Origin of the sequence: Oceanidesulfovibrio marinus (assembly GCF_013085545.1) — a bacterium.
Taxonomy (GTDB): domain Bacteria; phylum Desulfobacterota; class Desulfovibrionia; order Desulfovibrionales; family Desulfovibrionaceae; genus Oceanidesulfovibrio; species Oceanidesulfovibrio marinus.
In genome coordinates this window covers 4087920-4112977 of the sequence record NZ_CP039543.1, presented here as the reverse complement: position 1 = coordinate 4112977, position 25058 = coordinate 4087920, and the positions used below count along the sequence as shown (strand labels likewise).

Annotated in this window: 21 protein-coding genes; 16 read left to right on the top strand and 5 right to left on the bottom strand. The window is 64.5% G+C overall.

Translation table 11 applies throughout. The annotated features are described in order from the left end of the window. Nucleotides 1-18 precede the first annotated feature (18 nt). The 5 genes from E8L03_RS18135 to E8L03_RS18115 all read left to right on the top strand — a co-directional run bounded on the left by E8L03_RS18135 (nucleotide 19) and on the right by E8L03_RS18115 (nucleotide 6984). The gene (locus tag E8L03_RS18135) at nucleotides 19-1800 is read left to right on the top strand and encodes an HD domain-containing phosphohydrolase (RefSeq protein WP_171268098.1); all 1782 of its coding nucleotides are present in this window, start codon (nucleotides 19-21) and stop codon (nucleotides 1798-1800) included. 147 nt (nucleotides 1801-1947) lie between these two features. Beyond that, on the top strand, nucleotides 1948-4278 hold the full coding sequence (locus E8L03_RS18130) for a GGDEF domain-containing protein (RefSeq protein ID WP_167512425.1): 2331 nt from the start codon (nucleotides 1948-1950) through the stop codon (nucleotides 4276-4278). 216 nt (nucleotides 4279-4494) lie between these two features. Next, a complete protein-coding gene (locus tag E8L03_RS18125; RefSeq protein ID WP_144305067.1) occupies nucleotides 4495-5001 on the top strand; it encodes a hypothetical protein in 507 nt (168 codons plus the stop codon). 18 nt (nucleotides 5002-5019) lie between these two features. Beyond that, nucleotides 5020-5886, top strand: coding sequence for an AAA family ATPase (locus E8L03_RS18120; protein ID WP_144305068.1), 867 nt, complete (start codon nucleotides 5020-5022; stop codon nucleotides 5884-5886). Between the two features lie 36 nt (nucleotides 5887-5922). Beyond that, the gene (locus E8L03_RS18115) at nucleotides 5923-6984 is read left to right on the top strand and encodes a hypothetical protein (RefSeq protein ID WP_144305069.1); all 1062 of its coding nucleotides are present in this window, start codon (nucleotides 5923-5925) and stop codon (nucleotides 6982-6984) included. 192 nt (nucleotides 6985-7176) lie between these two features. On the opposite strand, the gene E8L03_RS18110 is transcribed toward E8L03_RS18115, so the two are convergent. Continuing rightward, nucleotides 7177-7962 carry a hypothetical protein gene (locus E8L03_RS18110; protein WP_171268097.1) on the bottom strand — a complete coding sequence of 262 codons (786 nt, stop codon included), beginning with the start codon at nucleotides 7960-7962 and terminating at the stop codon, nucleotides 7177-7179. Between the two features lie 49 nt (nucleotides 7963-8011). Beyond that, a complete protein-coding gene (asnB, locus tag E8L03_RS18105; RefSeq protein ID WP_171268096.1) occupies nucleotides 8012-9943 on the bottom strand; it encodes an asparagine synthase (glutamine-hydrolyzing) in 1932 nt (643 codons plus the stop codon). A 280-nt stretch (nucleotides 9944-10223) separates the two neighbouring features. On the opposite strand from asnB, the gene E8L03_RS18100 reads away from it, so the two are divergent. Next, the gene (locus tag E8L03_RS18100) at nucleotides 10224-11420 is read left to right on the top strand and encodes a sensor histidine kinase (protein WP_144305072.1); all 1197 of its coding nucleotides are present in this window, start codon (nucleotides 10224-10226) and stop codon (nucleotides 11418-11420) included. Nucleotides 11421-11604: 184 nt separating this feature from the next. Here the strand turns inward: E8L03_RS18100 and E8L03_RS18095 are convergent, their stop codons facing one another. Beyond that, nucleotides 11605-12522 carry a DMT family transporter gene (locus E8L03_RS18095; RefSeq protein ID WP_144305073.1) on the bottom strand — a complete coding sequence of 306 codons (918 nt, stop codon included), beginning with the start codon at nucleotides 12520-12522 and terminating at the stop codon, nucleotides 11605-11607. Nucleotides 12523-12878: 356 nt separating this feature from the next. Between E8L03_RS18095 and E8L03_RS18090 the strand changes: the two genes are divergently transcribed. The 9 genes from E8L03_RS18090 to E8L03_RS18050 all read left to right on the top strand — a co-directional run bounded on the left by E8L03_RS18090 (nucleotide 12879) and on the right by E8L03_RS18050 (nucleotide 23057). Beyond that, nucleotides 12879-15527, top strand: coding sequence for an ATP-binding protein (locus E8L03_RS18090; RefSeq protein ID WP_171268095.1), 2649 nt, complete (start codon nucleotides 12879-12881; stop codon nucleotides 15525-15527). Between the two features lie 37 nt (nucleotides 15528-15564). Continuing rightward, nucleotides 15565-16965 (top strand): NAD(P)/FAD-dependent oxidoreductase, encoded by a 1401-nt coding sequence (locus tag E8L03_RS18085; RefSeq protein WP_425325948.1) that lies wholly within the window; start codon nucleotides 15565-15567, stop codon nucleotides 16963-16965. A gap of 159 nt (nucleotides 16966-17124) precedes the next feature. Next, nucleotides 17125-17469, top strand: coding sequence for a hypothetical protein (locus tag E8L03_RS18080; protein WP_144305076.1), 345 nt, complete (start codon nucleotides 17125-17127; stop codon nucleotides 17467-17469). 86 nt (nucleotides 17470-17555) lie between these two features. Continuing rightward, nucleotides 17556-17924: a hypothetical protein gene (locus tag E8L03_RS18075; RefSeq protein ID WP_144305077.1), complete on the top strand. Its 369-nt coding sequence runs from the start codon at nucleotides 17556-17558 to the stop codon at nucleotides 17922-17924. Nucleotides 17925-17948: 24 nt separating this feature from the next. Then, on the top strand, nucleotides 17949-18332 hold the full coding sequence (locus tag E8L03_RS18070) for a hypothetical protein (RefSeq protein WP_144305078.1): 384 nt from the start codon (nucleotides 17949-17951) through the stop codon (nucleotides 18330-18332). After that, a complete protein-coding gene (locus tag E8L03_RS18065) occupies nucleotides 18329-19324 on the top strand; it encodes an AAA family ATPase (RefSeq protein WP_171268093.1) in 996 nt (331 codons plus the stop codon). The genes E8L03_RS18070 and E8L03_RS18065 overlap by 4 nt, the downstream gene beginning before the upstream one ends. A gap of 67 nt (nucleotides 19325-19391) precedes the next feature. Next, nucleotides 19392-20741, top strand: a complete 1350-nt coding sequence (locus E8L03_RS18060) for a DUF58 domain-containing protein (RefSeq protein WP_171268092.1) — start codon at nucleotides 19392-19394, stop codon at nucleotides 20739-20741. Then, on the top strand, nucleotides 20738-22750 hold the full coding sequence (locus E8L03_RS18055) for a transglutaminase-like domain-containing protein (protein WP_171268091.1): 2013 nt from the start codon (nucleotides 20738-20740) through the stop codon (nucleotides 22748-22750). The genes E8L03_RS18060 and E8L03_RS18055 overlap by 4 nt, the downstream gene beginning before the upstream one ends. A 73-nt stretch (nucleotides 22751-22823) precedes the next feature. Then, a complete protein-coding gene (locus tag E8L03_RS18050; protein WP_144305082.1) occupies nucleotides 22824-23057 on the top strand; it encodes a hypothetical protein in 234 nt (77 codons plus the stop codon). A gap of 76 nt (nucleotides 23058-23133) precedes the next feature. Here the strand turns inward: E8L03_RS18050 and E8L03_RS18045 are convergent, their stop codons facing one another. Beyond that, nucleotides 23134-23553 carry a bactofilin family protein gene (locus E8L03_RS18045; RefSeq protein WP_144305083.1) on the bottom strand — a complete coding sequence of 140 codons (420 nt, stop codon included), beginning with the start codon at nucleotides 23551-23553 and terminating at the stop codon, nucleotides 23134-23136. Nucleotides 23554-23804: 251 nt separating this feature from the next. Here E8L03_RS18045 and E8L03_RS18040 point away from each other — a divergent pair, with 251 nt between their 5' ends. After that, nucleotides 23805-24152: an STAS domain-containing protein gene (locus tag E8L03_RS18040; RefSeq protein ID WP_171268090.1), complete on the top strand. Its 348-nt coding sequence runs from the start codon at nucleotides 23805-23807 to the stop codon at nucleotides 24150-24152. A gap of 56 nt (nucleotides 24153-24208) precedes the next feature. Here the strand turns inward: E8L03_RS18040 and E8L03_RS18035 are convergent, their stop codons facing one another. Beyond that, nucleotides 24209-24988, bottom strand: coding sequence for a LexA family transcriptional regulator (locus tag E8L03_RS18035; RefSeq protein WP_171268089.1), 780 nt, complete (start codon nucleotides 24986-24988; stop codon nucleotides 24209-24211). Nucleotides 24989-25058 lie beyond the last annotated feature (70 nt).

Here is a 25058-nt window from a genome sequence, read left to right as displayed (position 1 = left end):
GCCAGTGGGGATACCGGCATGACGACCGGTCTTCCTCTCACGCGCCTTCTTAAAAAACCGTTTCTGCGCAGTTATCTGGAGGACGCCCTCGCCCTGTTCGGCGAAGGCTGCTCGCTAGCCGTCATCCACACGCCGGACTCACCGGTCCTGGCAGGCTTTGCCGGGCCTGCCGACGAAGAGACCCTCCTCTCCAGGTTCGTCTCCAACAGTACCGATCCGGACAGCATCCGCGAGCTGACCGTTGTCGACACTGTCTACGGCTGGCTCCTGCTCGACTCCTGCGACGGCGCACCCCATCCGCAGCTCGATTTCGTGGCCCGCTCCCTCTGCGAGATCATGCAGCGGGAGTTCGTACGCCGCGGCCTGGGAGCGGAGACCCTGGACCAGTACCGCGAGGTGGCGCTGATGCAACGCGCCGTGGCCAAGCTGAACGTCTCCCTCAATGTACGCGACGTCGCTCTGGCCCTGCTGGGCGAGTGCATGGCCACGTCCTTTCCTGCACAGCACGTCATGGTCTTCTTCCGCGACGAGGAAAACGAGCCGTTCCATATCATCCACGCCCTGAGCACGCGCGGCGTGGAGTACGCCCAGCGCATCGCCGAGAGCCGTCTCTTCACCGAGATCCTGGCCCACGACAGCCAGAACGCCAAGGCCGGCGACCACCACGGCGAGCGGACGGTCAAGGGCGAGATCGTGAACGACCTCTCGGGCGACGATCGCTGGGACATCGTGGTTCCCGGAGTCAACAAGCTGCTCATCGTGCCCCTGGCCACGTCGCACATGGTGCACGGCGCCCTGGTCATGGTCGCCAGTGAGGACTCGCCCACCTTCGAGTCGAGCCACCTCAAGCGGATCACCACGCTGGCCTCGGTCACCGGCATCGCCATGGCCAACGCGCACCACTTCCAGCAGGTGCAGAAGATCCTCATCGCACTCATCCAGTCCATCGCCACGGCCATCGACTCCCGCGACCGTCTCACCTCCGGCCACTCCCAGCGCGTGGCGCGCATTGCCCATGCCCTGGCCAGAGCCGTGAACAGGGACCGCGCCGACTTTGCGGACCGTGTTTTCAACGAGGTGGAGCTGGAAGAGATATTTTACGCCGGCCTGCTGCACGACGTGGGCAAGATCGGCGTGCGCGAGGAGGTGCTCACCAAGGCCTCGCGCCTGCCCGCCAAGAAGCTGGACCTCATCGGCCTGCGTCTCCAGCTCTGGGCCGCCCTGCACGCCCGCGAATGGCAGGAGCTCCAGGACAGGCTCCAGGCCATCAACACCGCCTACGACCTCTCCCAGGAGGACGAGGACCTGCTCCGCCAGCTGGCCCGCGAGAGCTTCACCGTATCGGGCCGAACCATGACCGTACTCGGCGAGGACGAGCTGCAGGAGCTGCTTACCCCAAGGGGCACTCTGAACGCCGAGGAGTGGGCCGAGATCAAACGCCACCCCCAGGAAAGCCACCGCATCCTGGAGAACATCCCCTTCACAGACCGCTTTCCCCGCATCCTGGACATCATCATCCAACACCACGAGCGCCTGGACGGCTCCGGCTACCCGGCCGGACTGGCGGGCGAGAACGTGCTGCTGCAAAGCCGCATCCTGGCCGTGGCCGATGTCTACGACTCCCTGTGCCGCGATCGACACTACAAGAAAGCGTTCTCCCGCGAGAAGGCGCTGGCCATCCTGGAGGATGAAGGCCGCCTGGGCAAGCTGGACCCCCGCGTGGTGCGCGTGCTCGTTGATTCGCTGGACGCCGTGGAGCGCGCCCAGGCGCCGGAACCACTGGTCTTCTCCGCGGGTTGAGTCTTTGATCGTCCATGATTCCGGCCTCTCCGCCAAAGCGCATTGCCTTTGTCATACTCGTGTAACGAGGTTTCACTATCCCTCAAAGGTATTCCCCGTTGGGCTTGATCACTCGGGGGTGTTTGAAACAGCACAAGGAGTGCGATGATGGCCGCGCTTCGCAAATTCTTCTCCAAAAAACTGCAGTACTCGGAACCTGTCGGCTCGGAAGACTCCAACGGTCATGCGCTGCTCGCCTTCTTCGGCGAGGACGCTTCCCGTCAGCTCCGCGCGTGCTACACCAACGAGCATATCGGCATCGTCACCCTGGAGCTCAAGGACTTCTACTCCCTGCGCTCTCCAGACCAGGACATCCTTGGACCACGCATCATGGACACCCTGGAGTACGAGGCCATTCGCGAGATTCCCAACATTTTCCACCACGCCCGGTTCCTGTTTTCGGAACGGATCGGCTTCTGCTGCGTCTTCCTCGCCTTCTGCATCTCCGAGGACGTGGTTTCATTCGCCAACGCCACGCAGCTCTTCCGCATCCAGGTGCGCGAACGAATCAACAGGTCCCTGTTGTCCTCCACCAAGGGCATAGGCGACGTGATGGCCGGATACGCCTACATCCCGCCGCGCCAGCAGGGGCCGTTTTCCGAGGTCCTTTTCAAGGCGTACTGCCACTCCCGCCGCTTTGCCGGCGAGCCCAAGGAGCTGGCCTCCCTGCCGCTCTACGACGAGTTCAGATGGATTCTGGAAAAAGGCCGGATCACCACCTGCTTCCAGCCGGTCATCGAGTTCAAGCACGGCGGGGTCGTCGGCTGGGAAGCCTTTTCCCGCGGGCCGGAGAACAGCTTCTTCGAGCCGCCGCAGACCCTGTTCCAGCTTGCCGGAGAGCTTGACTGCACCTTCGAGCTGGAGGCGCTCTGCCGTGACAAGGCGTTGCAGAGCCTGGGCGGTCTGGAACCCCACCAGAAGCTCTTCCTGAACAACCTGAACGAGGACGTGAACAACCCCGGCTTCTCCGCCGGGCAGCTCAGGAATCTGATCGAGCCGTACGGCCTGACCCCGCAGAACGTTGTCCTGGAGTTTGCCGAGCGCCAGGGCTTCCGCGACATGACCATGTTCTTCAAGGCCATCGAGAGCTTCCGCAAGGAAGGCTTCGCCATCGCCATAGACGACGTGGGCTCCGGCGACTCCAGCCTGCGCAACCTCACCCAGATCCGCCCCGACTACATCAAGATCGACCTCTCGCTTATCGACGGCATCGACTCCAATCCCTACCACCGCAGCATGGTGGAGACCCTGGCCTTCCTCGCCGGCAAGTTGGGCGCATCCATCATCGCCGTGGGCATCGAGACCGAAACCGAGCTCTCCTCCCTGGTCTCCATGGGAGTGGACGGCGGCCAGGGCAACCTCATCGGCAAGCCCGCGCAGCAGAAAGCCAGCCCCAGTGTGACCATCCCGGCCAAGACGGTCTACGACCCGGCCGACACCGCCGGATGGCAGGGCTTCTCCCCGGTGCGGGAGCTGGTCCGCCCGGCGTGCTCTGTCTGCCCGGAGATCACGGTCAAGGAGGTCAAGGCCATGCTGGCCGACCAGCCGCCGCAGACCAGCGTGGTGGTGGTGGAGAACGAGGCCCCTGTGGGCCTGCTCATGCAGTACAACATGGACCGCCACCTCTCCACGCAGTTCGGCATGTCGCTCTACTACTACCGCGAGGTAGGCCGGATCATGGACACGCATCCGCTGGTCATCGACGTGGAGATGTCCGTGGAGGAGGCGGCCCGCGCCGCCATGAGCCGCGAAGGCACCAAGGTGTACGACGACATCGTGGTCACGGAGAACGGCCGTCTGCTGGGCGCGGTCTCGGTCCAGGGCATGCTGGACAAGCTGGCCGAGATGCAGGTGGAGCTGGCCAAAGGCGCCAACCCCCTCTCCGGCCTTCCGGGCAACGTGGTCATCGAACGGGAGCTGGAGAAGCGCGTCAAGAATCGCCAGCAGACCTCCATGGTCTACGTGGACCTGGACAACTTCAAGGTCTACAACGACGTCTTCGGTTTCGAGCGCGGCGACAAGATCATCCTGCTCACGGCCCGCACCCTGACCCTCGCTGTGGACCAGGTGGGCAACCAGCGCGACTTCGTGGGCCATGTGGGCGGCGACGACTTCATCATTCTGGCCGAACCCGGCCACGTGCAGGCCATCTGCGACACCGTGCTGGCGGTCTTCGCCGAGGAGACGCCTTCCCTGTACAGGGACGAGGACATCGAACGCGGCTACATCGTGGGCAAGGGCCGCGACGGCCAGGTGCGGCAGTTCCCGCTGGTCAGCCTTTCCCTGGCCGTGCTGGACTGCACCTTCCAGGAACGCTTCTCCATGGACGGCCTCTCGGAACGCGTGGCCGAGGTGAAAAAGCTGGCCAAGAACATCGAAGGCAACTCCTGCGTGCGGGAACCCTTCGACCCTGCCGTGGATTGCCCAACCGCCTCATAGCCGTTTCCGGCGCAGTCTGATCGCCTTTTTTCGCGAACCACGGTCCGCTCCAGGCCCTTTTGCGGCGGCCCCTGCGTCCTGCAGCCCGCTGCAATTCCATGGGAATGAAAAGAAACGTACAGGAAATCCTGGAAATTCTCCCAGCTTTCCTGTATGGTTGGATACCGAGGCCCGAAAAATTTCAGAGTAGCAGCACGCAGCCTCAAGGATTAACGCATGGCCGCAGATGAAACGAAAAAAAAAGACGTTGTTCAGGACGTGCTCGCTGAGCTGCTTACCAGTGCGCAACGTGACGAGACCATTCCCGACGCCGAGGACCTGAACGCACTCCTCTACCGCGACCCCAAGGAGATCAGCGAGCGGCGGCACCGCTCGTTCCGGCTCTCCAACTCCTACGACGATCTGGGTCCGGCCGGCCGTGCAGCCCTGGTGGACGAAGACAGGGACGAGGACATCGATCAGGAGCTGCGCTCCTTCCGTCTGGCCCAGGCCCCGCGCAACAAGAAAAAGGCCACCGTCTACTTCCCCAAAAAGCTGCACACACGGCTGCGCTCGGCCAAGTATCAGGTCAAGAAGCTGGTCCCGCCGGAGATGCGCTCGTACGTGACCATGTCCGACATTGTCACCATCGCCTTGCGTATCGCCCTGCGGGAGTTCGAGATGAAAGGCAAGAACAGTCTCATGCTCAAGCTCCTGGTGAAGAATATCCAACGGAAAATGTAAGTACGCGCAAATACTCCGATGGAAATTGTCTGCCCAAACTGCCAGCGCAAGAGGTCCGTCGACGCTTCCAAGCTCCCGGCCGGCAATGTCACCGTCCGTTGCGAAGCGTGCGATCACCGCTTCACGCTCAAGGGCGCCCGCAGGCTCTCCGTCATGATCACCAAGGGCGGCGTGGGCAAGACCACCACCTCCGTCACCCTCGCAGCCGGCCTCGCCCTCAACGGCTACAAGGTCCTGCTCGTCGACACCGACACCCAGGGCCAGACCTCCTACATGCTCGGCGTGGACTCCAACGACGGCCTGGCCAAGCTCATGCTCGGCGAGATGGACGCCAGCGAGGCCGTGGTCAAAGCGCGCGAGAACCTCTGGCTCCTCACCGGCGGCCGCAGCCTCGCCTCGGTCAAGCGCATGATCACGCGCATGGACTACGGTGGCGAGAGAACCCTCACCGACAAGCTGGCGCCGCTGGAAAAAAGTTACGACTTCATTATCCTGGACACCTCGCCAAGCTGGGACACCCTCACGGTCAATGTTCTCTTCTACGCCCGCGAGCTTATCGTGCCCGTCTCCCTGGAGATCATGCCAGTGCAGGGGTTGTCCGAGTTTCTCAAAAGCTTCTCCCAGCTCCGGGCGCACAACAAGGAAATCCGGCTCAAGTACATCCTGCCGCTCTTCCTGGCCAAGCCCACGGAGAACTCCCGCGCCATCCTCCGCAGCCTGGAGAAGTTCTACGGCAAGTACATCTGCACGCCCATCCGCTACAGCACGCGTATCAGCGAAGCACCAGCCTACGGCATGACCATCTTCGAGTACGCCGGCGGCGACAAGGTCGTAGAGGACTACAGGGACCTCGTGAAGGACGTGCTGCGCGGCGACGAAATCTGATCAATCCTTTTTCCCCTGTCGTACCGGTACCCCACCATGCCAGACCCTCAGGTCACACTCGCCATTGTTGCATCACGCCATATCCAGGAAACCGAAATTCCCGGCGTCATCGTCGCCGAGCACCATGACAACGGCCGCGTCAAGCGCGCCTTTGTGAACGGCGAGCACGTCATCCACACCTCGTGGGGCGATCTCGTGCCGCAGTACACCGGCGACGACGAAAGCCGCCGGCCGCGGCTGGCCGCCATCCGCCTGGATGCCGAGGGCCGGCTGGAGTCCCTGGCCCTGGAGACCACGCAGACCCTGGACACACCGCTGGGACCGCTGCCAGCCGAGCTCGTCACCTTCCACGAGAACGGATCGCTCAAGCGCATCTTCCCGTGCAACGGCAAGCTCTCCGCCTTCTGGAGCTGGCAGGACGAGTATGCCCTGGCGCCGGAGATCGCGCTGCCCCTGCCCGCCTCGCTGCTCCCCGAAGAAGCTGACGACGGCGCGGCGCAGACTGCGCGATATATCAACTTCCGCCTCGATCCGGACGGCGCCTTGCGGAGCGCCACGCTCTGGCCCGGCGAAACCGTCACTCTCCGCACCCCGGTTGGCCCGGCGCGCGCCCGCGTCGGCTTTGCGCTCCATGCGGACGGCTCCCTCGCCTCCTTCGAGCCGGCCACGGCCCTGGCCATGCAAACGCCCATCGGCGTCATCCACGCCTTTGATCCCGATCCGGAGGCCATCTCCGGCGACGTGAACTCCCTGGCCTTTGCCCCGGACGGCTCTGTAGCCCGCGCGACCACGGTCCAGGACATCATCCGCGTGGAGCAGGCCGACGGCTCGACCTTGCGCTTCGCCCCCCGCGACGCCGAGGACCTCTGCAGCTCCTCCATGGCCACGCCGGACGACTCCGAGGGCATGATAGAAGCGCCGGACCCCCTCACCGTCTGGTTCGAGAACAAAGCCGTCTCCATCGCCCATGGCCGCCTGGGGGCATCGGGCGCCCAGCCCGAACCGGCCGCCGTCATCTCCCTGGACGCCGCGACATTCCATGTGGAGCCGGTGCGCCGGGGGCTCACCCTGGCGCCGCTCTCGCGCTCCTGCGGCTGAGCCTCTTGCCCTGAAAACGTGAAATGACCGCCCGCCGGACGGCGTGCGCCCGATGGTTGCCGGGGTTATTGCGCCCTGCGCCCAGGAATAGGGCGGCGCGGCTTTACGGAATGTGCGGGAGTTGGGAAAGAACCGCGGCCTCTGAGCGCGATCCTCGCTGCGGAATTTTTCGATGTGCTGCGGCGTGGAGGGTCAGACCATGAAGGACTTGCCCACCTCGAAGACGCGCTCGTATTCCATGCGATTGCGGATGGCCAGGGCCATCTCCAGGCTGGCGTCCATCTTCATGCCCACATCCGCCAGAATGGACTGCCTGTGCGCCTGCAGCCGCTTGCGCACAAAGGGGCCGTCAAAGCCGTCCACCACCAGGGCCAGGCCGTCCCGATAGAACGGCGTGGTGATGAGCTTGCTGAACCTGGCCAGGTTGCGCTTGCCCTCCCGCCGCGACCACAGCACGTAGAACAGCAGCACCACGATGAGCTGCTCCACCTTGAGCCGATGGTCCACATTGAAGTACTCGGCCCGCTCTGCCGGGTCCTTCTCGGCCATGGCGGCGAGGTCCTGCACATAGCGAAAGGCCTTCTCCTCGTTCAAAGGCGGGAAGGTGTACTGCGCGGTCATCTTTGCCAGCGTCTTGCGGGGATTCTCGGCCGCCACGATGTCCAGGATCGACATGCGCATCAGGTCGAGCTTGCGGCTCAGGGAGTCCAGCAGCGCGTCGCGCTTGGCCTGGCCCAGACGCCGCACGAACGGCTCCGGCGCGTCGCTGAAGGCCACTTCCAGAAGGTGATGGATGAACGGCTCGCTGGTGTACTGCGCCTCTTCCCCAACCTGCTTGGCTACCTTGCGGGCGTTGCCCAGCAGCTTGGACAGAGACAGCCAATACGCGACCACGCCCTCCATGGGCACGAGCACGAGATCGAAGTCCTTCTTCTGCTGCTGCTCAGGCGCCGTTTGCTGGGGGGGATTTTCTTCCATAAGTCCCTGGTAGCGCACGAGATGGACCTTGGCAAGGGGATGCGTGCGGCTATTCGATGGTGGGCGAGTGGTTGTTCAGCCAGATGTGCAGCACCAACAATGTCCACAGCGCCTTGCGGTGGTCCACCCTGCCGCTGTGGTGCTCGTCGATCATCCGCCGCACGGCCTTGGGGTCGAACAGGTTGTGCCTGCGCAGCGCCTCTTCGCTCATCAGCTCGTCCATGCACGGCTTCAGCGATGTGCGCAGCCATTGGGCCGCGGGGATAAGGAACCCGCGCTTGGGCCGGTTGAGGATCTCGGCCGGCAGAAGCGGCTCCATGGCCTTTTTGAGCAGCCACTTGCGGGTGGAGCCCCGCAGCCGGAAGCGCAGGGGCAGCCGGCAGGCGAACTCCGCCAAGTCACGGTCCAGGAACGGCGCGCGCATCTCCAGGGAGTGCATCATGCTGGCGCGGTCCACCTTCATCAACACGTAGTCCGTCATGTACTGCCGGGCAAAGACGTATACGGCCCGGCCCAGCTCGTCGTCCGAGGGGTAGGCCTCGAAAAGCTCGCGCGTGGGCTCGAACAGCGTCCCAGGATCCAGGTCCGGCGCCCTGTTTTCCTTCCAGATGGCGTGCTGCGCCTCGGAGGAAAGCGCCGTGAGCCAGCGTTGCACGCGCATCCAGGTGGGGCAATGCAGCCCGGCCAGGAACATTCTCGCCGCAAAACGGTAGTTCACGTAATTGGACGAGGCCGGCAGGAATCGGGTGGCCCACTCCGCCGGAGCGCGTATGGCCTCCGGAATGCGCAGCAGCCGCTTGGCTATGCGGAAGCCGTAGTAGTACTCGTAGCCGGTGAAGAGCTCGTCCGGGCCGTCGCCGCCCAAGGCCACGGTCACGTGCTTTCTGGACGCCTTGGACAGGAGGTAGGTCGGCACCAGGGAAGGGTCGGCCAATGGCTCGTCCAGTCGGGAGACGATCTCGGGCAGGTGCTCGCCGCAGCCATGGGCCGAAAGCATGTACTCGTGGTGATCCGAGCCGATGAGCTCGGCTACCTGCCTTGCGTACGGCGATTCGTCGTAGCTCTCCTCGGAAAAGGCCGCGGAAAAAGTCTGCACGCTGTCCACCATGGAGGCCATGGTGACGGCCACGGCGGAGGAGTCCACGCCGCCGCTCAGAAACAGCCCCAGGGGCACGTCGCTTACCAGGCGCCGGCGCACGGCGCGGCGCAGCAGCTCGCGCAGCTCCTCGCAGCGTTCCTCCAGAGCGGCGGGACCGCTGTAGCGCCTGGAGCTTTCGGCCTCCGGCAGGGGCATCTCCCAGTACCGCTCCAGCCGGACATCGTCCGGACAGCGCTCCAGGTCGAACATCAGGTAGTGGCTTGGGGGCAGCTTGCGCACCTGCCGGTAGATGGACTCCGGCGCGGGCACATACTCGTAGGCCAGAAAGCGCGAGAGCACCGAGGTGGTCACGCTGAACGAGAGGCGCGGATGGCGGGTCAGCGCCGTGATCTCCGAGGAAAACGCAAAGTAGCCGTTCTGCAGCGTGTAGTAGAAGGGCTTTTTGCCGAAACGGTCGCGCGCTGCGAATATCCGGCGTTTCTCCTTGTCCCAGATGACAAAGGAAAACATGCCCTCCAGCCTGTCCAGACACCCCGGCCCCCAGGTCAGATAGGCGTTGAGGAGCACCTCGGTATCGGATCTGGTGCGGAAAGAGCGCCCGGCGCTGCGCAGCTCCTCGCGCAGCTCGGCAAAGTTATATATCTCGCCGTTGAACACGATAACGGCCCGGTTGCAGGCATCAACCATGGGCTGGGCGCCGGTCTGCAGATCGATGATGGAAAGCCGCCGGTGACCCAAAGCAACGCCGTTCTCCACCCACACGCCGCCGCCGTCCGGGCCGCGGTGGATCATGCTTTCGGCCATGGCCAGCAACCACTCACGGGACTCCGCATCCGTGCCGCCCTGCGAACCGCATGAGACGAAGCCTACGATGCCGCACACGACGAAACGTCCTCTATAACTTGATAGACGCCCCGTTGCACGGAGGCGAGGTTGGAATCCAAAAAGGCATACCGCTGCGGAATTTTTGAGCGGAATACGGAAGAGTATGGAATGACTACGAGTATCGGCACCGAATCCACATAACGAAAGCCCTGGTCTTGAGCAACCTGGAACTCGCCCGTTTCACCAAATGCTTGAGCAGCCGCACCGGCTTTGGTACATTCAAAATGGAATATTTTTCGGGGGATGCTGAAACATTGAATCCACGGTTCGGTACGCGATGCGCAACCAGTTCACAATACTTATCATAGACGACGAGCAATCCCTGCTCGAAAGCGTTTCCGCCTTCATGGAGGACTCGGGTTTCCAGACCCTCACCGCCTCGGACGGAGACTCGGGCCTGGCTCTTTTTCAAGAAAAGCGGCCCGACATCGTGCTGCTCGATCTGCGCATGCCCGGCCGCCAGGGCCTCGAAATAATGCGCATCATGCGCGAGACCATCTCCGACGTGCCGATCATTGTGGTCTCGGGCACAGGCGTGATCCAGGACGTGGTGGAGGCCATGCGCCAGGGAGCGTCGGACTTCTTCATCAAGCCGGTGCTCGATCTTTCGCTACTGGAGCATTCCGTGAGCCGGGCGTTGGAGCACGCAGCCCTCAAAAAGGAGCACGGCCGCTACCAGCAGCGGCTGGAAGAGGACATCTCCACCAGGACGCGGCAGCTTATGGAGGCCAACGCCAAGCTGCAGGAGGAGATTCGCCGGCGCGACACCGCCGAGAAAGCCATGGCCGCCTCGCTGCAGGAAAAGGAAATCCTGCTCCGTGAGGTGCACCACCGCGTCAAGAACAACCTCCAGATCATCTCCAGCCTCCTGAGCCTGCAGGCGGAGAACACCTCGGAGCCCATGGCGCGCGACGCCTTTCTGGAGAGCCGGCAGCGGGTGGCCTCCATGGCCCTGGTGCACGAGAAGCTCTACCAGGCCAACGACTTCGCCCAGGTGGACATGGGCCAGTTCGCGCGGGAGCTCATCGGCCAGCACACCTGCACCTCGGATCGCTGCGGCATCGTCTCCGTCACCGCAGATGACGAATCCTTCCCGCTCTCCATCAACCAGGCCATCCCCTGCGGCCTCATGCTCAACGAGCTCACCTCCAACATCATGCACCACGCCTTTCCCGGTCGGCGCTCCGGCACCATGCGCGTGTACATGTCCAGGCAGGACCGCCGCGTCGAGCTCGTGGTGGAGGACGATGGCGTAGGCCTGCCCGAGAGCTTTTCCCTGCAATCACCCGAGACCCTGGGCTTCCGGCTCATCCACGCCCTGACATACCAACTACGCGGCGACGTCTCCTTCGAAAGCAAGCCGGGCAAGGGCATGCGTTGCAGCATCCGGTTCCCCATGTCCACATCCGCCGGCGAGGACAGCGCCGACCTGAACATCTCCGCGTTCCTGCCGCTGGAAGCCGAACCCAACTGACGACCTGCCCCAGACGGACAGGACGGTCAGAACGGCGACCATCTGCAATGGCCGCGTGATAACCCAACGCGCGCGAGGCAGAATGTCGCCCTGCATGTCCAGCAGCGGACCAAGCCCTGCGGCGCATGCCATCCCCGACAAAGGGGAGCGCGAATGAGTACGCAGACGATTTCGAGGCTCTGGGCTACTCAACGCCAACGCGGCGTAGGCCGCCCTGGCTGAGCCCCACGCCCACCAGCACCACCACCGAGGCGGCAATCTGCCACGGCGTAAAGGTTTCGCCCAGCAGCATGGTGCCCAGGATGACGGAGAACACGGGAATCAGGTTGATGAAGGCCGAGGCCTGGCTGGCCGGCAGACGGCTGACGCCGAAGTTGTAGAGGCCGTAAGCGCCGATGGTCACTATCGAGCCCAGGTAGAGAATCGCCAGGACGCCGTTCAGGCCGGGCTCTCCGTGCGTCTGCGCAATGGGCAGCAGCAGACCCGGCAGGTAGAACAGCGCGCCGGCCACGGCCTGCACGGCCGTGAGGAACCACGGCGAGTTGGTGGAGGAAAGCCGCTTGAGCAGCACGGTATAGCCCGTGGCGCAGACCATGGCCAGGAACTCCAGGGTGTTGCCGAGAATGGGGTTGGGGGCCAGGTCCGAGCTCACGCTGGCGGCCGACAGCCAGACCACCCCGGCCACAGCGATGAAGAATCCGGCCCAGGTGCGCGCCCTGGGACGTTCACCCAGGGAGACGAAGGCCACGGCCGCCACCATCAGCGGCAGCATGGCCGTTATCATGCCGGCCTGGGAGGCCGTGGTATAGCGCAGGGCGAACGCCTCGAAGATGAAGTACAGGCAGGGCTCGCACAACGCCATGCATAGAATGATGACCACATCCTGGCGCCGCACCTTTGGGATGCCTGTGCGCAAGGCCACGAAGCCGAAGATCACGCTGGCCACGGCCATGCGGCCGAAGATCACCACCAGCGGGCTGAAGGCCATGACCGCCACCTTCATGGCCACGAACGAGCTGGCCCAGATGAGCACAGCGACGAACAGCGCGATGCTGGGAATGTAGACGCCGATTCTGGACGTGGGTTGGGGCGGATGGCTCATGGCGTGACTTTTCCGGTACTGGGATGGGTTGGGCGCAGCTCCTTGACCAAAGGAAGCATTTCTAGCCCGGCGGCCAGGCGAAGTCCACTGCAACAAAGATACTTCCATAATCTTTGTGTAGGAATTCGTCAGGGACTTTACGAAACCACGGCCTTTTGTAATTGTTGTGTGCCGTTTCGCTCTGCCCTGTTGCATGCTGCGCGCACCTGCGGCACAAGGCATACCCGACACCGGTTACTCAAGCGGACTGAAAAATGGCCGCCGGGACAAGGCCGCTCTCTTCGGATGAGCGCCCAAGCCAGCGCCCGGCGCACCCCCGGCCTCCTGCACGCGTGTCGGTTGAAGGATGGCATGTAGTGAACAAAAGCATTCGAAAAAGACTGACCTTTTACTTCCTCTTTCTGGCCGTGGTGCCCCTGCTTGCCGTGGGGCTCGTGGTTCTCGGCCTCACCCTCACCGTCCAGAAAAAGCAGGCCCTCTCCTCGCAGCAGGACATGGCCTCTCAGATCGCATCGCGTGTCGAGGATCACTTCCACCGGCTGGAACGCGGCCTCACCCTAGCCGTCTCCCTCGCACAGTACGGGCAGCCGCCCTCCATGGACAGGCTCTCCCCTTCCGAGACCATGCGCGGCGAGCTGAGCTCGCTCATGGCCATCGAGGAGAACAACTTCGAGTGGCTGATGCTCGTGGACGACTCGAACACCGTGCGCATGACCTTCGCCCGCCGGCCCATGGAAGCGCCGACGCCGCCGACGCCCGTGCTGGAGGCTGCCCAGGCCCTCAAACCCGGCGAGGTGTACGGCAAACCCATCTTCGACCCCGACACCGGGGAATGCTACATGATCATCCGCCGCCAGGGCGCCGGCGAGAAGAACCTCCTGGCCGTGTGCCGCTTCGCCGCGTTGCAGCACATGCTCGCGTCCGTGAACAACGACAAGGAACGGCTCTATCTGGTGGACTCCGAGGGCAGGCTCATGCTCACGTCCTCGCGATCTCCCATCACAGGCCCCACCAGCTTCAGACCACCTGAGGAGGACGGCATCTCCCGCAGTCTGGGCGGCGATCTGTCGCTCATGGCCACGCGCTCCTTCATGCTGGGGGACGACCACTTCACCGTGGTCTGCCAGCGCTCCCTGGGCAACACCATGGGCCTGGCCACCTTCACCCTGCTTTCGGTCTTCTTCATCGTGCTCATTGCACTGGTGTCGGCGGCCAGCCTGTCCTACGCCACCATCAAGCGCATCGTGCGGCCAATCTCCCAGCTCGTGGTCACGGCCAGGGCTGTGCAGGGCGGAGACATCACCCGCCGGGCCGAGGTGGAGCGCGGCGACGAGATAGGCGAGCTGGCCGAGGCGTTCAACTCCATGACGGCCCGGCTGGTGGAGACCCTGGGCGGCCTGCGCTCCAAGGTCAACGCCCTTACCGCCACCCAGCAGCGCCTGCAGCAGAGCGAGGCGCAGTACCGCGATCTGTTCGAGCAGGCCTCGGAAGGCATCCTTGTCATCAATCCGCAGGGCGAAATCGTGGAGGCCAACTCCCAGGCTCTCGACCTCCTCAACCACATGGATGGCCATGACGCGCTGCAGGGCCGGAAGCTCAGCGATTTCATCCACCCGGACGAGTTCGAGCGCGAGTCCTTGGAAGCCATGCTGGAGGCTCTGCAGGAAGGCCATACCCTGCGGCGCGAGATGCGCTTCATCACCGACGGCGACAAGGTCCGCACCGCAGACGTGGGCGCCACCCGCATGTCATCCGGCGCCATGCGCTTCATGTTCCGCGACATCACCCACCGCAAGCGCATGGAAGAAGAGCTGCGCAGCGCCAAGGAGCAGGCCGAGCAGGCCAACAAGGCCAAGAGCATGTTCCTGGCCAACATGAGCCACGAGATCAGAACGCCGCTCTCCTGCGTCATCGGCATGTCCGAGCTCACTCTGGAAACAGAGCTGGACGAAGAGCAGCGCGACAATATGGAGATGATTCTCGACTCCGCCGAGACCCTGCTGGACATCATCAACGACATCCTCGACTACAACAGGATCGAGTCCAAGGGCCTGACCCTCTCCTTTACCAAGTTCCAGCCGGACAAGCTGCTGGCCAAGACCCTGCGCGGTTTCGCCACACAGGCCGCGCGCCGCTCCACCACCATCGAGTCACACATTGACGACGACGTGCCCAAGCTTCTCACCGGCGATCCCGGCCGTCTCGCCCAGATCATCCGCAACCTCGTCTCCAACGCCCTCAAGTTCACGCCCGAGGGCACAGTGCGCATCCACATGGGAGTGGAAAGCATCCAGGACACCATGGCCACCCTGCGCTTCTCGGTCTCGGATACGGGCATCGGCATCCCCGAGGACAAGATCGAGTCCCTGTTCGAGAGCTTCTCCCAGGTGGACAGCTCCTACTCCAAAAAGCACGCCGGCACGGGACTCGGCCTCGCCATCTCCCGCAGCCTCGTCACCATGATGGACGGTGTGATCACCGCCGGCAACAACCCGGACGGCGGCTCCACCTTCACCTTCACCGCATGCTTCTCCATTCCGGAAGACGAGGAGGAGAAAACCGAGGCGGAGTCTCCGGCGCCGCAACCCGCGGCCGCCGAGGAGGACCGGGAACCGCCCCTCTCCATCCTCATCGCCGAGGACAACAAGGTGAACCAGGTCTTCCTCTCGCGCTTCCTGGAGCAGCGTGGCCACTCGGTCCAGCTCGCGGCCAACGGGCAGCAGGCTCTGGACCTGCTCGCCGTCAAAAGCTTCGACGTCATCCTCATGGATATCCAGATGCCCGAGATGGACGGCCTGGAAACCACACGCCGCATTCGCGCCGGCGCCGTCTCCGGCCTCGATGTGAAAATCCCCATCATCGCCCTCACTGCCTACGCCATGAAAGGCGACCAGCAGCGGTTCCTCGCCGCCGGCATGGACAGCTACCTGTCCAAGCCCGTCAACAGGACGGACCTCTCCGCCCTGCTCAAGCATTTCGCCTCCGGCGACGACGCCGGCCAATAGCATTGCGCGCCTCCGCGCCCCCGTAAGGAGCATGATCTTGCCTCATCGCACCCAGTACGACGTCATCATCGTCGGCGCCGGCCCCGCCGGCCTTTTCGCCGCCTACGCCCTGTCCGCCGCCCCCTCCATGAAGGTCCTGGTTCTGGAAAAAGGCCGCGAGATCCCAAAGCGCATCTGCCCGCTCAAGAAGGAGATGTCCTGCAAGCACTGCGCGCCCTGCCAAATCCTCTCCGGCGTTGGCGGAGCCGGCCTCTTCTCCGACGGCAAGCTCAACTACATCCACAAGCTGGGCAAGACCGATCTCACCCAGTTCATGTCCGTGTCCGAGGCCAAGGCGCTCATCGAAGAGACCGAGCAGATATTCAACCGCTTCGGAATGGACGGCCAGGTCTACCCCACCGACATGGAAGCCGCTGAGGAGGTGCGCAAGAAAGCCAAGATCAACGGCATCGACCTGCTCATCATCCGCCAGAAGCACCTGGGCAGCGACAAGCTGCCCCACTACATCGAGGACATGACCGACGAGCTCAAGCGCCGGGGCGTGGTCTTCCAGACCGACGAGGCCGCCGTGGACATCCTTGTGGAAAAGGGCCACGCGGCGGGCGTGGTTACCAAGAAGGCGGAGTACAAAGCGCCCAACGTCATTCTCGCTCCCGGGCGCGTGGGCGCGGAGTGGGTGGCCGGCGTGGCCGAGCGCAACGGCGTTTCCCTCAGCCAGCGCGGCATCGAGATCGGCGTGCGCGTGGAGGTCCACAAGGACATCCTCCACGACATCACCAACGTCATCTACGACCCCACCTTCTTCATCCAGACCTCCAAGTACGATGACCAGACGCGCACCTTCTGCACCAACCGCCAGGGCTTCGTCTCCCTGGAGAACTACCAGGACTTCGTCTGCGTGAACGGCCACGCGTACATGGACCGCAAGTCCGAGAACTCCAACTTCGCCTTCCTCTCCAAGGTCGTGCTCACGGAACCCATCTCCGACAATCAGGCCTTCGGCGAGGCCATCGGCCGGCTGGCCACCCTCATCGGCGGCGGCAAGCCCATCCTCCAGCGCTTCGGCGACCTCAAACGCGGCCGCCGCTCCACCTGGAACCGCATCCACAAGGGCTCCCTGGAGCCCACCCTGCAGAACGTGGTCTGCGGCGACATCGCCATGTTCATGCCTCACCGCATCCTGGCCAACATCATCGAGGGCCTGGAGAAGCTCGACCTCGTGGTGCCGGGCGTGGCCAACGAGGAGACCCTGCTCTACGCACCGGAGATCAAGTTCTTCGCCACCCAGGTAGAGACGGACTCCAACCTGATGACGCACGTGGACGGCCTGTACGTGGCCGGCGACGGCCCAGGCGTGGCAGGCAACATCGTCTCCGCGGCGGCCACCGGGCTCATCCCGGCCAAGCACATTATCGGCAGCGGGCATCCGGCCTCGTAGAAAGGCGGCGCGGCAGGGCAGGACCCCGACGCACGACGTTTTTTTCGAACTTCAGCGCGTTGGGGCTTTCAGGGAGCAGCGCACTGGTGTATTGTGAAGTGTCCGTGTCGTACTGTAGGCACGGACGCAATCTGCACCAGCCCCCTGGAGGTGTGAACCGTGCGAACCCTTATCCTTGCCGCGCTGCTTGTCATGATCTCGCTGAGCGCCTGCGCCACCGCCAAGATGACGCTCTCGGACTTCCGCTTCCGTTGCCGCTTTGCCGACAGTGGAGGCGGCATGGAAGATGACGTCTCCAGCTGCAACTTCCAGACGCAGCAGCATCTTTGCAACGCATACGCCAACGTGCTGAACCAGAGCTACCTGAACAGAGATGAGTGCATCCAGGCCTGCGGGGCAGTGCAGCGCGAGTTTACCTTGCAGACCAGAACCACCGGCTGCCAATCGTTTGCCTTGCGGAGCAAGACCATCTGCCAGCAATACTGCCGCCAACACTTCGACTAGCGCGGCGGCGCGCCGGGGTACGTGTTTAGACGCGGCTCCGGCAGGAGCGCTCCGCTCCGCGACCATATACCTGTGGAGGATACACCGTGAACATTTCCCGCATTGCCATGGCCCTGTGCTGTCTCCTTTTAGCCGGCGTCCTGCTTGAATCCTGCGCTGCGCGGGAGACTATGAACATCTCGGACTTCCGCTTCCGCTGCCGTTTCGCCGAAGATGACGAGCTCTCGAACAACGACAACTTCGCCGGTTGCGATTTGCAGATGCAGGCCCAGCTCTGCGACCAATACACCGAGGTTCTCAAGGTCGAGTACGCCAACCGCGACGCCTGCATCCAGGGGTGCAACAGCGTGCAGGCAGGCAGCATGACGCAGACCATGTTCTCCAGCTGCAACAACTTCGCCGTTCGAACCAACACCATCTGCGAGCAGTACTGCCGCCAGCACTACCCCAGGTAGTGGCGGTACTTAAGAGACGTCCCCATGAAAATCCTCCCCTGCGCCGCCCTGCTGCTCATGCTTGTCGGGCTCACGTCCTGCTATGCACCGGCCAAAATGGACATCACGTATGTCCGCTTCCGCTGCCGGTTCGTGGTGGCGGACGTCCAGTCCGGCGACAACCTCGCCTCGTCCTCGTCCTGCGACCGCTTCTTCCAGGACCATCTCTGCGACCAGTACGCCAACACCCTGCGCATGAGCTTCGAAAACCGCGAGTCCTGTATCAACGCCTGCACAGCGGTGAGCGACCGGTCCTCTGGCAACTGGTACACCACCATCTGCTCCCGGTTCATCCACCGCGGCAAGACCATTTGCCAGCAGTACTGCCGCCAGCACTACGAGTACTCCGAGAACAGGGCTGAAACATGACCGCGGACGGCGCGCCATCGGACCACGTAGCGAGCGAGACGGCGGATGAGGCGGCGCTGCAGCGCGCACGCGAGGTGTTCCAGGCGCTGCACGCCAACATCACCGCGGTGATGCGCGGACAGGACCGCGCCGTGCGCCTGGTGCTCGCGGCCTTTGCCGCCGGCGGCCACGTGCTGCTGGAGGATGTGCCTGGCACGGGCAAGACCACCCTGGCCAAGGCCCTGGCCGCCTCGCTGGAGGCGCGCTTCACCCGCGTCCAGTTCACGCCCGACCTTCTGCCGGCCGACATCCTCGGCGTCTCCATCTACGACCCGGCGCGCCAGTCCTTCCGTTTCCACCCTGGCCCGGTCTTCACCAACATCCTGCTGGGCGACGAGATCAACCGCGCCTCCCCGCGCACCCAGTCCGCCCTGCTGGAAGCTATGGCCGAGCGCCAGGTTTCGGTGGAGGGCCGCGAGATGCCGCTGAAACGGCCCTTCTTCGTCATCGCCACCCAGAACCCCTCCGACTTCCACGGCACCTACCCCCTGCCGGAATCGCAGATGGACCGTTTCGCCGTCAGCTTCCGCCTGGGCTACGTACCGCCGGAGGTGGAAGCCGCCGTGCTGGAGGCGCAGGTCCATGGCCATCCCCTGGACACCCTGCAGCCCTGCGCCACGCTGGATGACGCCCTGGCCCTGATGAACGGCCGCAGCCTGGTCCGCGTCAGCCCGGAGCTGACCCGTTATATGGTGGACCTGGCCACAGCCACACGCACCGAGCCCGGCGTCCGCCTCGGCGCCGGCCCACGCGCCTCGCTCACACTCATGCGTTGCGCCCAGGCCCTCTCCCTGGCGGACGGCCACGACTTCGTCATCCCCGACGCCGTTCAGGAGGCCGCGCCTGTGGTGCTGCCCCACCGCATGGTGCTGGAGCCCCAGGCCGAGTATGCAGGCGAGACCACCCGCGGCGTGGTCAGCCGGCTGCTGGAGTCCATACCCGTCCCGGCGTGATCGCCGCCCTGCCGGTCTGAACCCGGAAGTGCGGAGTCAGGCTCCGGTTGTGATATGGTGGTGCCGCATGGCGCAGCAACGAACCAGCACAGCTCTCCCCCTTCGCGCCCGCCTTGCCCGGTTCGCCGCGCGCAAGTCGGCGTGGACGCTCTCGCGCCTCACCACGGCGGGCAAGCTCGTGCTGCTTGGCTACGGCGTGACCATCATCTTTGTGGTGGATACCCGCGCCACCCTGAACTACCAGCTCTTTGGCCTGTGCATCGCCCTGCTCTTCTTCGCCGTGGTGCTGGGTCTGGCGCGGCGGGGCAGCTTCGGCGTGCGCCGCATCCTTCCGCGGCACGCCACGGCCGGCGTGCCACTGCGCTACGTCGTGCGGCTGACCAACACCGGGGATCGCGAAGCCAGGTCCCTGGAGCTGGCCGAGGACATTGCCTGGCCCGATAACGCGTCCCCAACGCGCCGCGTCCGTAGCGTATCCACCCCGGTGGATGCCCTCGCCCCCGGCCAGTCGCGCTCCGTGGCCATGCAACTCCTGCCCGTGTCGCGCGGCCTGCTGCGCTTTGATGGAGCAATGGTCGGGCTGGTGGACCCCCTGGGCCTGTATAAAGGACTTTTGCACATTCCCGCGCCCGAGACCCTGGTGGTGCTGCCGCGGACCTATCCCGCCCCGCCGTTGGACCTGCGCGCCGGACGCCGCTACCAGCCACGCGGCCAGCGAACCACCATAGCCTCCGGCGACTCCCAGGAGTTCGCCGGCCTGCGAGACTACCGCCCCGGCGACCCGGTGCGGCACATCCACTGGCCCAGCTTCGCCCGCTTCGGCGAACCCAAGGTCAAGGAGTTCCAGGACGAGTACCTGACGCGGCTGGCCCTGGTGTTGGACACCTTTCCCTACCCGCCGCCGTCGCAGTGGGCAGAGGCGGCCGGGGAGGATGCCCGCCAGAATGCGCCGGATGGATCAGCCAAACGTTCGACTGCCGCCGCCATCCATGAAGAGCAGTTCGAGGCAGCGGTGAGCGTGGCCGCTTCCCTTGCCGTGGCCCGGCGGCAGCAGGACACCGTGCTCGACCTCTTGTTCGTGGCCGACGAGGCCCGGCAGGTCAGTGCGGAGCGCGGCCGCGGGGACGAGCAGGCCCTGCTGGAAGCGCTGGCCGCTGTGGAGCCGTGCCTGGACAAGCCCATGGACGTGCTGGAGCGCGTGGTGCTGAACCATGCGCCGTTTGTCGGCGGCGTCATCCTGGTGCTGCTGGCCTGGGATGTCCGCCGCCGGCAGCTTGTGGACCGTCTGCGCGCCGCTGGCCTGGAGGTCCGCGCCATTCTTGCGGCCGATCCGCCGAGCGCAGCCATGCGCAGCCTGCCGCAGCCCGACGGCATTATCCGGCCGCAGCGGTTGGAGGAGGACATCGCCGCGCTATGAAAACGCCGCCCCTCCTCATCGGCCTCAGCCTGCTTCTCTGGGGCTACGCAACCGGCATGCTCTGGACCGGGGCCGCCCTGGCCGCAGGGTTCGAGCTCCGCTGGCTCACGCGCTCCCGCGCCGTGCTGGAGCTCTCAGACCAGGCCGTGACCCTGTTTTTCGACTGCTGCCTGCTTATCGCGGCCGGGTCCGCGCTGTTCCTGTTTCTCTCGCCGGACGACCCGCCCGTGGGCAAAACCCTGCTGCTCTGGCTGCCCCTGGTCTTCGCGCCCCTGGCCCTGGCCCAGGCGTACAGCCGGCGCAATCGCATCCCCTTTTCCGCCCTGGCGCGGTTGCCTGGACGGCGCAGACCAGACGCAAATACCGCGCCCGACAGCCTGCGCGCAGGGTTCGACTTCCTGCCTGTCTATGCGGGCATGGCCTGTGTGGCAGCTGCCGGGGCCAACCCGCAGCGCCTGCTCTTCTACCCGGCCATCGCCGTCCTCACTGCCCTCTTCCTGTTCGCCAACCGGCCGGCGCGCGGACGGCCGTCCCTCTTTTTCATCATCCTCGTGCTGGCCCTGTCCACGGGGTTCGTCACCCAGGACGGCATCGAGCGCGCCCAGCGCTGGGCGCGAGCCTATGCCCAACGCATGATCAAGGGCCCCTTCGAAGTACGCACGGCCATCGACGAGATCGGTGAGCTCAAGATCTCGCGGCGCATCGTGCTGCGCGTGGAGCTGCCACACGGAATGCGGCCGCCGCTCTACCTGGCCACGTCGGCCTACAACTTCTTCGATGGCTCGAACTGGACCGCGTCCAACGCCACCTTCGTGCCCCTGGAGCCTGTGCCGGAAACGGATGAGTACGTGCTCTCCCCTGGAGCCCAGACTGCCGGCGATGTCCCAGCCAGCGAGGGCTCACCCTCCATCCGCATCTTCCAGGATCTCGTGCGGGGCGAAGGGCTCTTGCCCCTGCCGCCCCATACCGCCTCCATCGCCGGCATGGGCGCGGATGTGGTGGAGACCAGCGGCCTGGGCGCCGTGCTGGTGGACGACGCACCAGGCTTCATCGCCTACAACGCGACCATGCGCGCCGGCGCGCACCGTCTCGGCTCCCCGCTGCCCATCGACGGCCTGGTGACGCCCGCAAATCGCGACGTCCTGGAACCTATCGTACAAAGGCTGGGTCTGCGGGACCTCGAGCCGGCAGAGGCCGCCCGCCGCGTGCAGCAGTACTTCCACACCAACTTCAGCTACTCGGTCGTGCTGGAGCGCAACCGGCCGGAGCTGACGCCACTCCAGGAGTTCCTCACCGTCTCGCGCAGCGGCCACTGCGAGTACTTCGCCACGGCCGCGACCCTGTTGCTCCGCCAGGCCGGCATCCCGGCGCGCTACACCATGGGTTACGCCGTGTGGGAGCCCGGCCCCGATCCCGGCATCTACCTGGTGCGCGAGAGCCACGCCCACTCCTGGCCACGCTACTGGTCCGGCGAACGGTGGATGGACATCGACCCCACGCCGCCTTTGTGGCTCCCGGAAGACACGGAAGCCCTCTCGCCCCTGCAATGGCTGTGGGACTGGCGGGCGGACGCCGCCTTTGCGTTCATGCGCTGGCGTTACGCGGCGCAGAACTCGGCCGCGCGGGGATGGCTGCTGGCCGGCGCAGGGCTGCTGGCCGTCTTCCTGATCGTACGAATTGCGAGGCGTGGTGGATTGCGCCGCCGGCGCATGGCGGAAACGCGCCGCAGCAGACGCGCCGCGGCCTTTGGCGCGGACTCACCGTTCTACACAAGCATCGCCGAGGTGGAGCGCCGCATGTCGCGCAGGCCGGGAGAGCCCGTTCTGGCCTGGCTTGCCCGCGCCGGCGCCATGCACCTGGTCCCGGCCGCACGGCTGCACTACCGCTACCGCTTCGACCCCAGGCGCGATCCCGACCGCGACGAGGCGCTCAGATCGGAGCTGGAGACCGCGGCCGGCGAGGCTGGCAAAGGGAGCCCGAAAAACACCCCATTGCAAAACCGCGACTGAAAATTATTTTCTGAATAGTAGACGGGACACGCTCTATAGATCAACGAGCCCGCCTGAAGCCAAGGAGGGTCGTATGTACTACATCACAGCAGCGCGATTTCCCAGGGAATCGTACGAAAAGAACGATGATATCCGCCTGAAGGCGGACAAGACGCGCCGGCACCTGGAAGAGCTGGCGCTGGACTCCGGGCTTGACCCGGAACTGAATGTGCAGGTCGCCAAGACCGACGACGAGGTGCGTATCGGCGTAAGCGAGGAGTTCGACCAGTACCTGCGCGAAGCGCCCGGCACGTGGCGTCACTACTGAAGCGCGATCATGCGGCAGAGAGCCGGCCCGGTTTTCCGGGTCGGCTTTTTTGATTCATTCTCGATCCGGCTGCGCGTCAGCGCTTGAACCAGGACTTCTTCTCTTTCGAGCTGAAGGCGTCGCCCCCCTCGCCCGGAGAAACGGGCCTGACGGGGTCGCTGGGCTTTTCCTTGTTCATGATGACGCGGCCCTCGAAACGGGCGCCCTCTTCCATATTGATGGTGGGCGTGGTCAGGGTGCCCAGAAACAGAGAGCCTTTCTGCAGGGTGGCGCTGACAGTGGCCACAAGCTCGCCATCAACCGTGCCGGCCGAGACCAGCTGCCCGACAGTGACGGAGCCTTTGATGTGCGCCTTTTCACCCAGCACGAGCATGCCCTCGGATTCGACGGTGCCCTCGAACTTGCTGTCGATGCGCACCATGCCCTGAAAGCGAAGCGTGCCTTCAAAGCTGGTCCCTGTGCCAAGAAAAGCGTGGATATCGTTTTTTACGGCCATGAGTACATTCTCCATACAGCAGGAGCAACCGCCCGGATTGCGGCGTGGTCTTCCGCGCAGATTTCATGCGGATTCCGGCTACCGCTGTATGGGGTCAGTTGACTACCCCAAGCCCGGTGGGGAGTCCAGAGCTTTTTCAAAGCCCGGCAAAGGCTTGCGCCACGTGAAAAAATGACATATCAGGAGGTTAGTCATCAAACCATTTCAGCCGGGACGCCGTGGTGGACCTTCCCCGGCAATGCGGAGATTCCATGACGCCTCCCAGGAAATCACGTCCGAAGAACACATACTCTATCGAGATCAAGGACGACACCCTTGTCATCCAGCTCGAAGGCGAAGTGACGCTCAAGCAGACTCCCGACCTGAAGCAGGAAATGGTGAAGGCGCTCGACCGTGCATCGCAGGACGGAGTGCACGAAATCGTGGTCGACCTCTCGAACACGTCGTTCATGGATTCCACCGGCATCAGCAGCCTTGTGGTTCTGCGCAAACGGAGCAAGGAGCTGAATGTGAACATGCGGCTGACCAACCCCAGCCTGCAGGTGCGCAAAATCCTCTCGCTCGTCCAGCTGACCCAGTACTTCAATATCGAGGAGTAACCGGCACAAAGCCGGCGCCATTCCTTCGTCGTCACCACGGCCGGCAACGGCCCGGGCTATGGCATCTTCCGGCCGGCCCAGACCACAACCCCCAGCACATCGAGCCCGTGGCGTATGGCGGGCAGGCATTCCTCGCGCTCATCCGCCAGGAGGACGATCTCGTCCGCCTTCCGCCGTATCCGCCGCACCACCACGTCCGGTCCCAGGCGCAGCACATGCAGGGCTCCCTCCAGGATGTCCGTGCGCGACTCGTCCACCAGCAGCCAGTCCCCGCGTGAGCCGCCCGGCACGGCCCCATCGTGCTCCACACCCACCAGGCGCATGGACGAAGGATCGCCCAGGCTCTCCAGGAACGACGGTGCAAAGGTGAACGGCGAGACGGCCGCGCCATCCAGAGCCAGGGCGTCGCCGCGCGCAGCCAGGGCCAGCCGGGCCACGGGCACCGCGCCATGGGAAGTGGATGATTTCTGGGCGGATTGCTGCGGCTTTTGGGGGACAGAGCTCTCGCCAGCCTCGGGCTGCGGAGCCATGGCGGCGCGCAGCAGGGGCGGCGTGGAATCCTGCGCGGCGGAGCGCGTCTGGATGCGCCTTGGCTCCAGGCCGAGCTCCAGCCAGACTGGATTGGCGTTGTATGGGGACCGGCTGAGCCTGAGCAGCCAGGAGGCGGGCACGGCGCCGCGGGTCTTGGCGTCGGAGATGGCGGCCTTGCCCACGCCGAGGATATCGGCGAGCTCTGTCTGGGAAGACGCGCCGGTGATATCGAGCATGCGTGCGAGCACGGCGGCTGCGTCTATCTCCTCGCCGGAGGCGTCTGGTGCTCGAAGGTTCTTGCTCATGCGCTTCTACCCGAAAAATACTCCAGCAAGATCGGAGCGGACTTGAACGATGGCTCCGGAATCGGCGCAG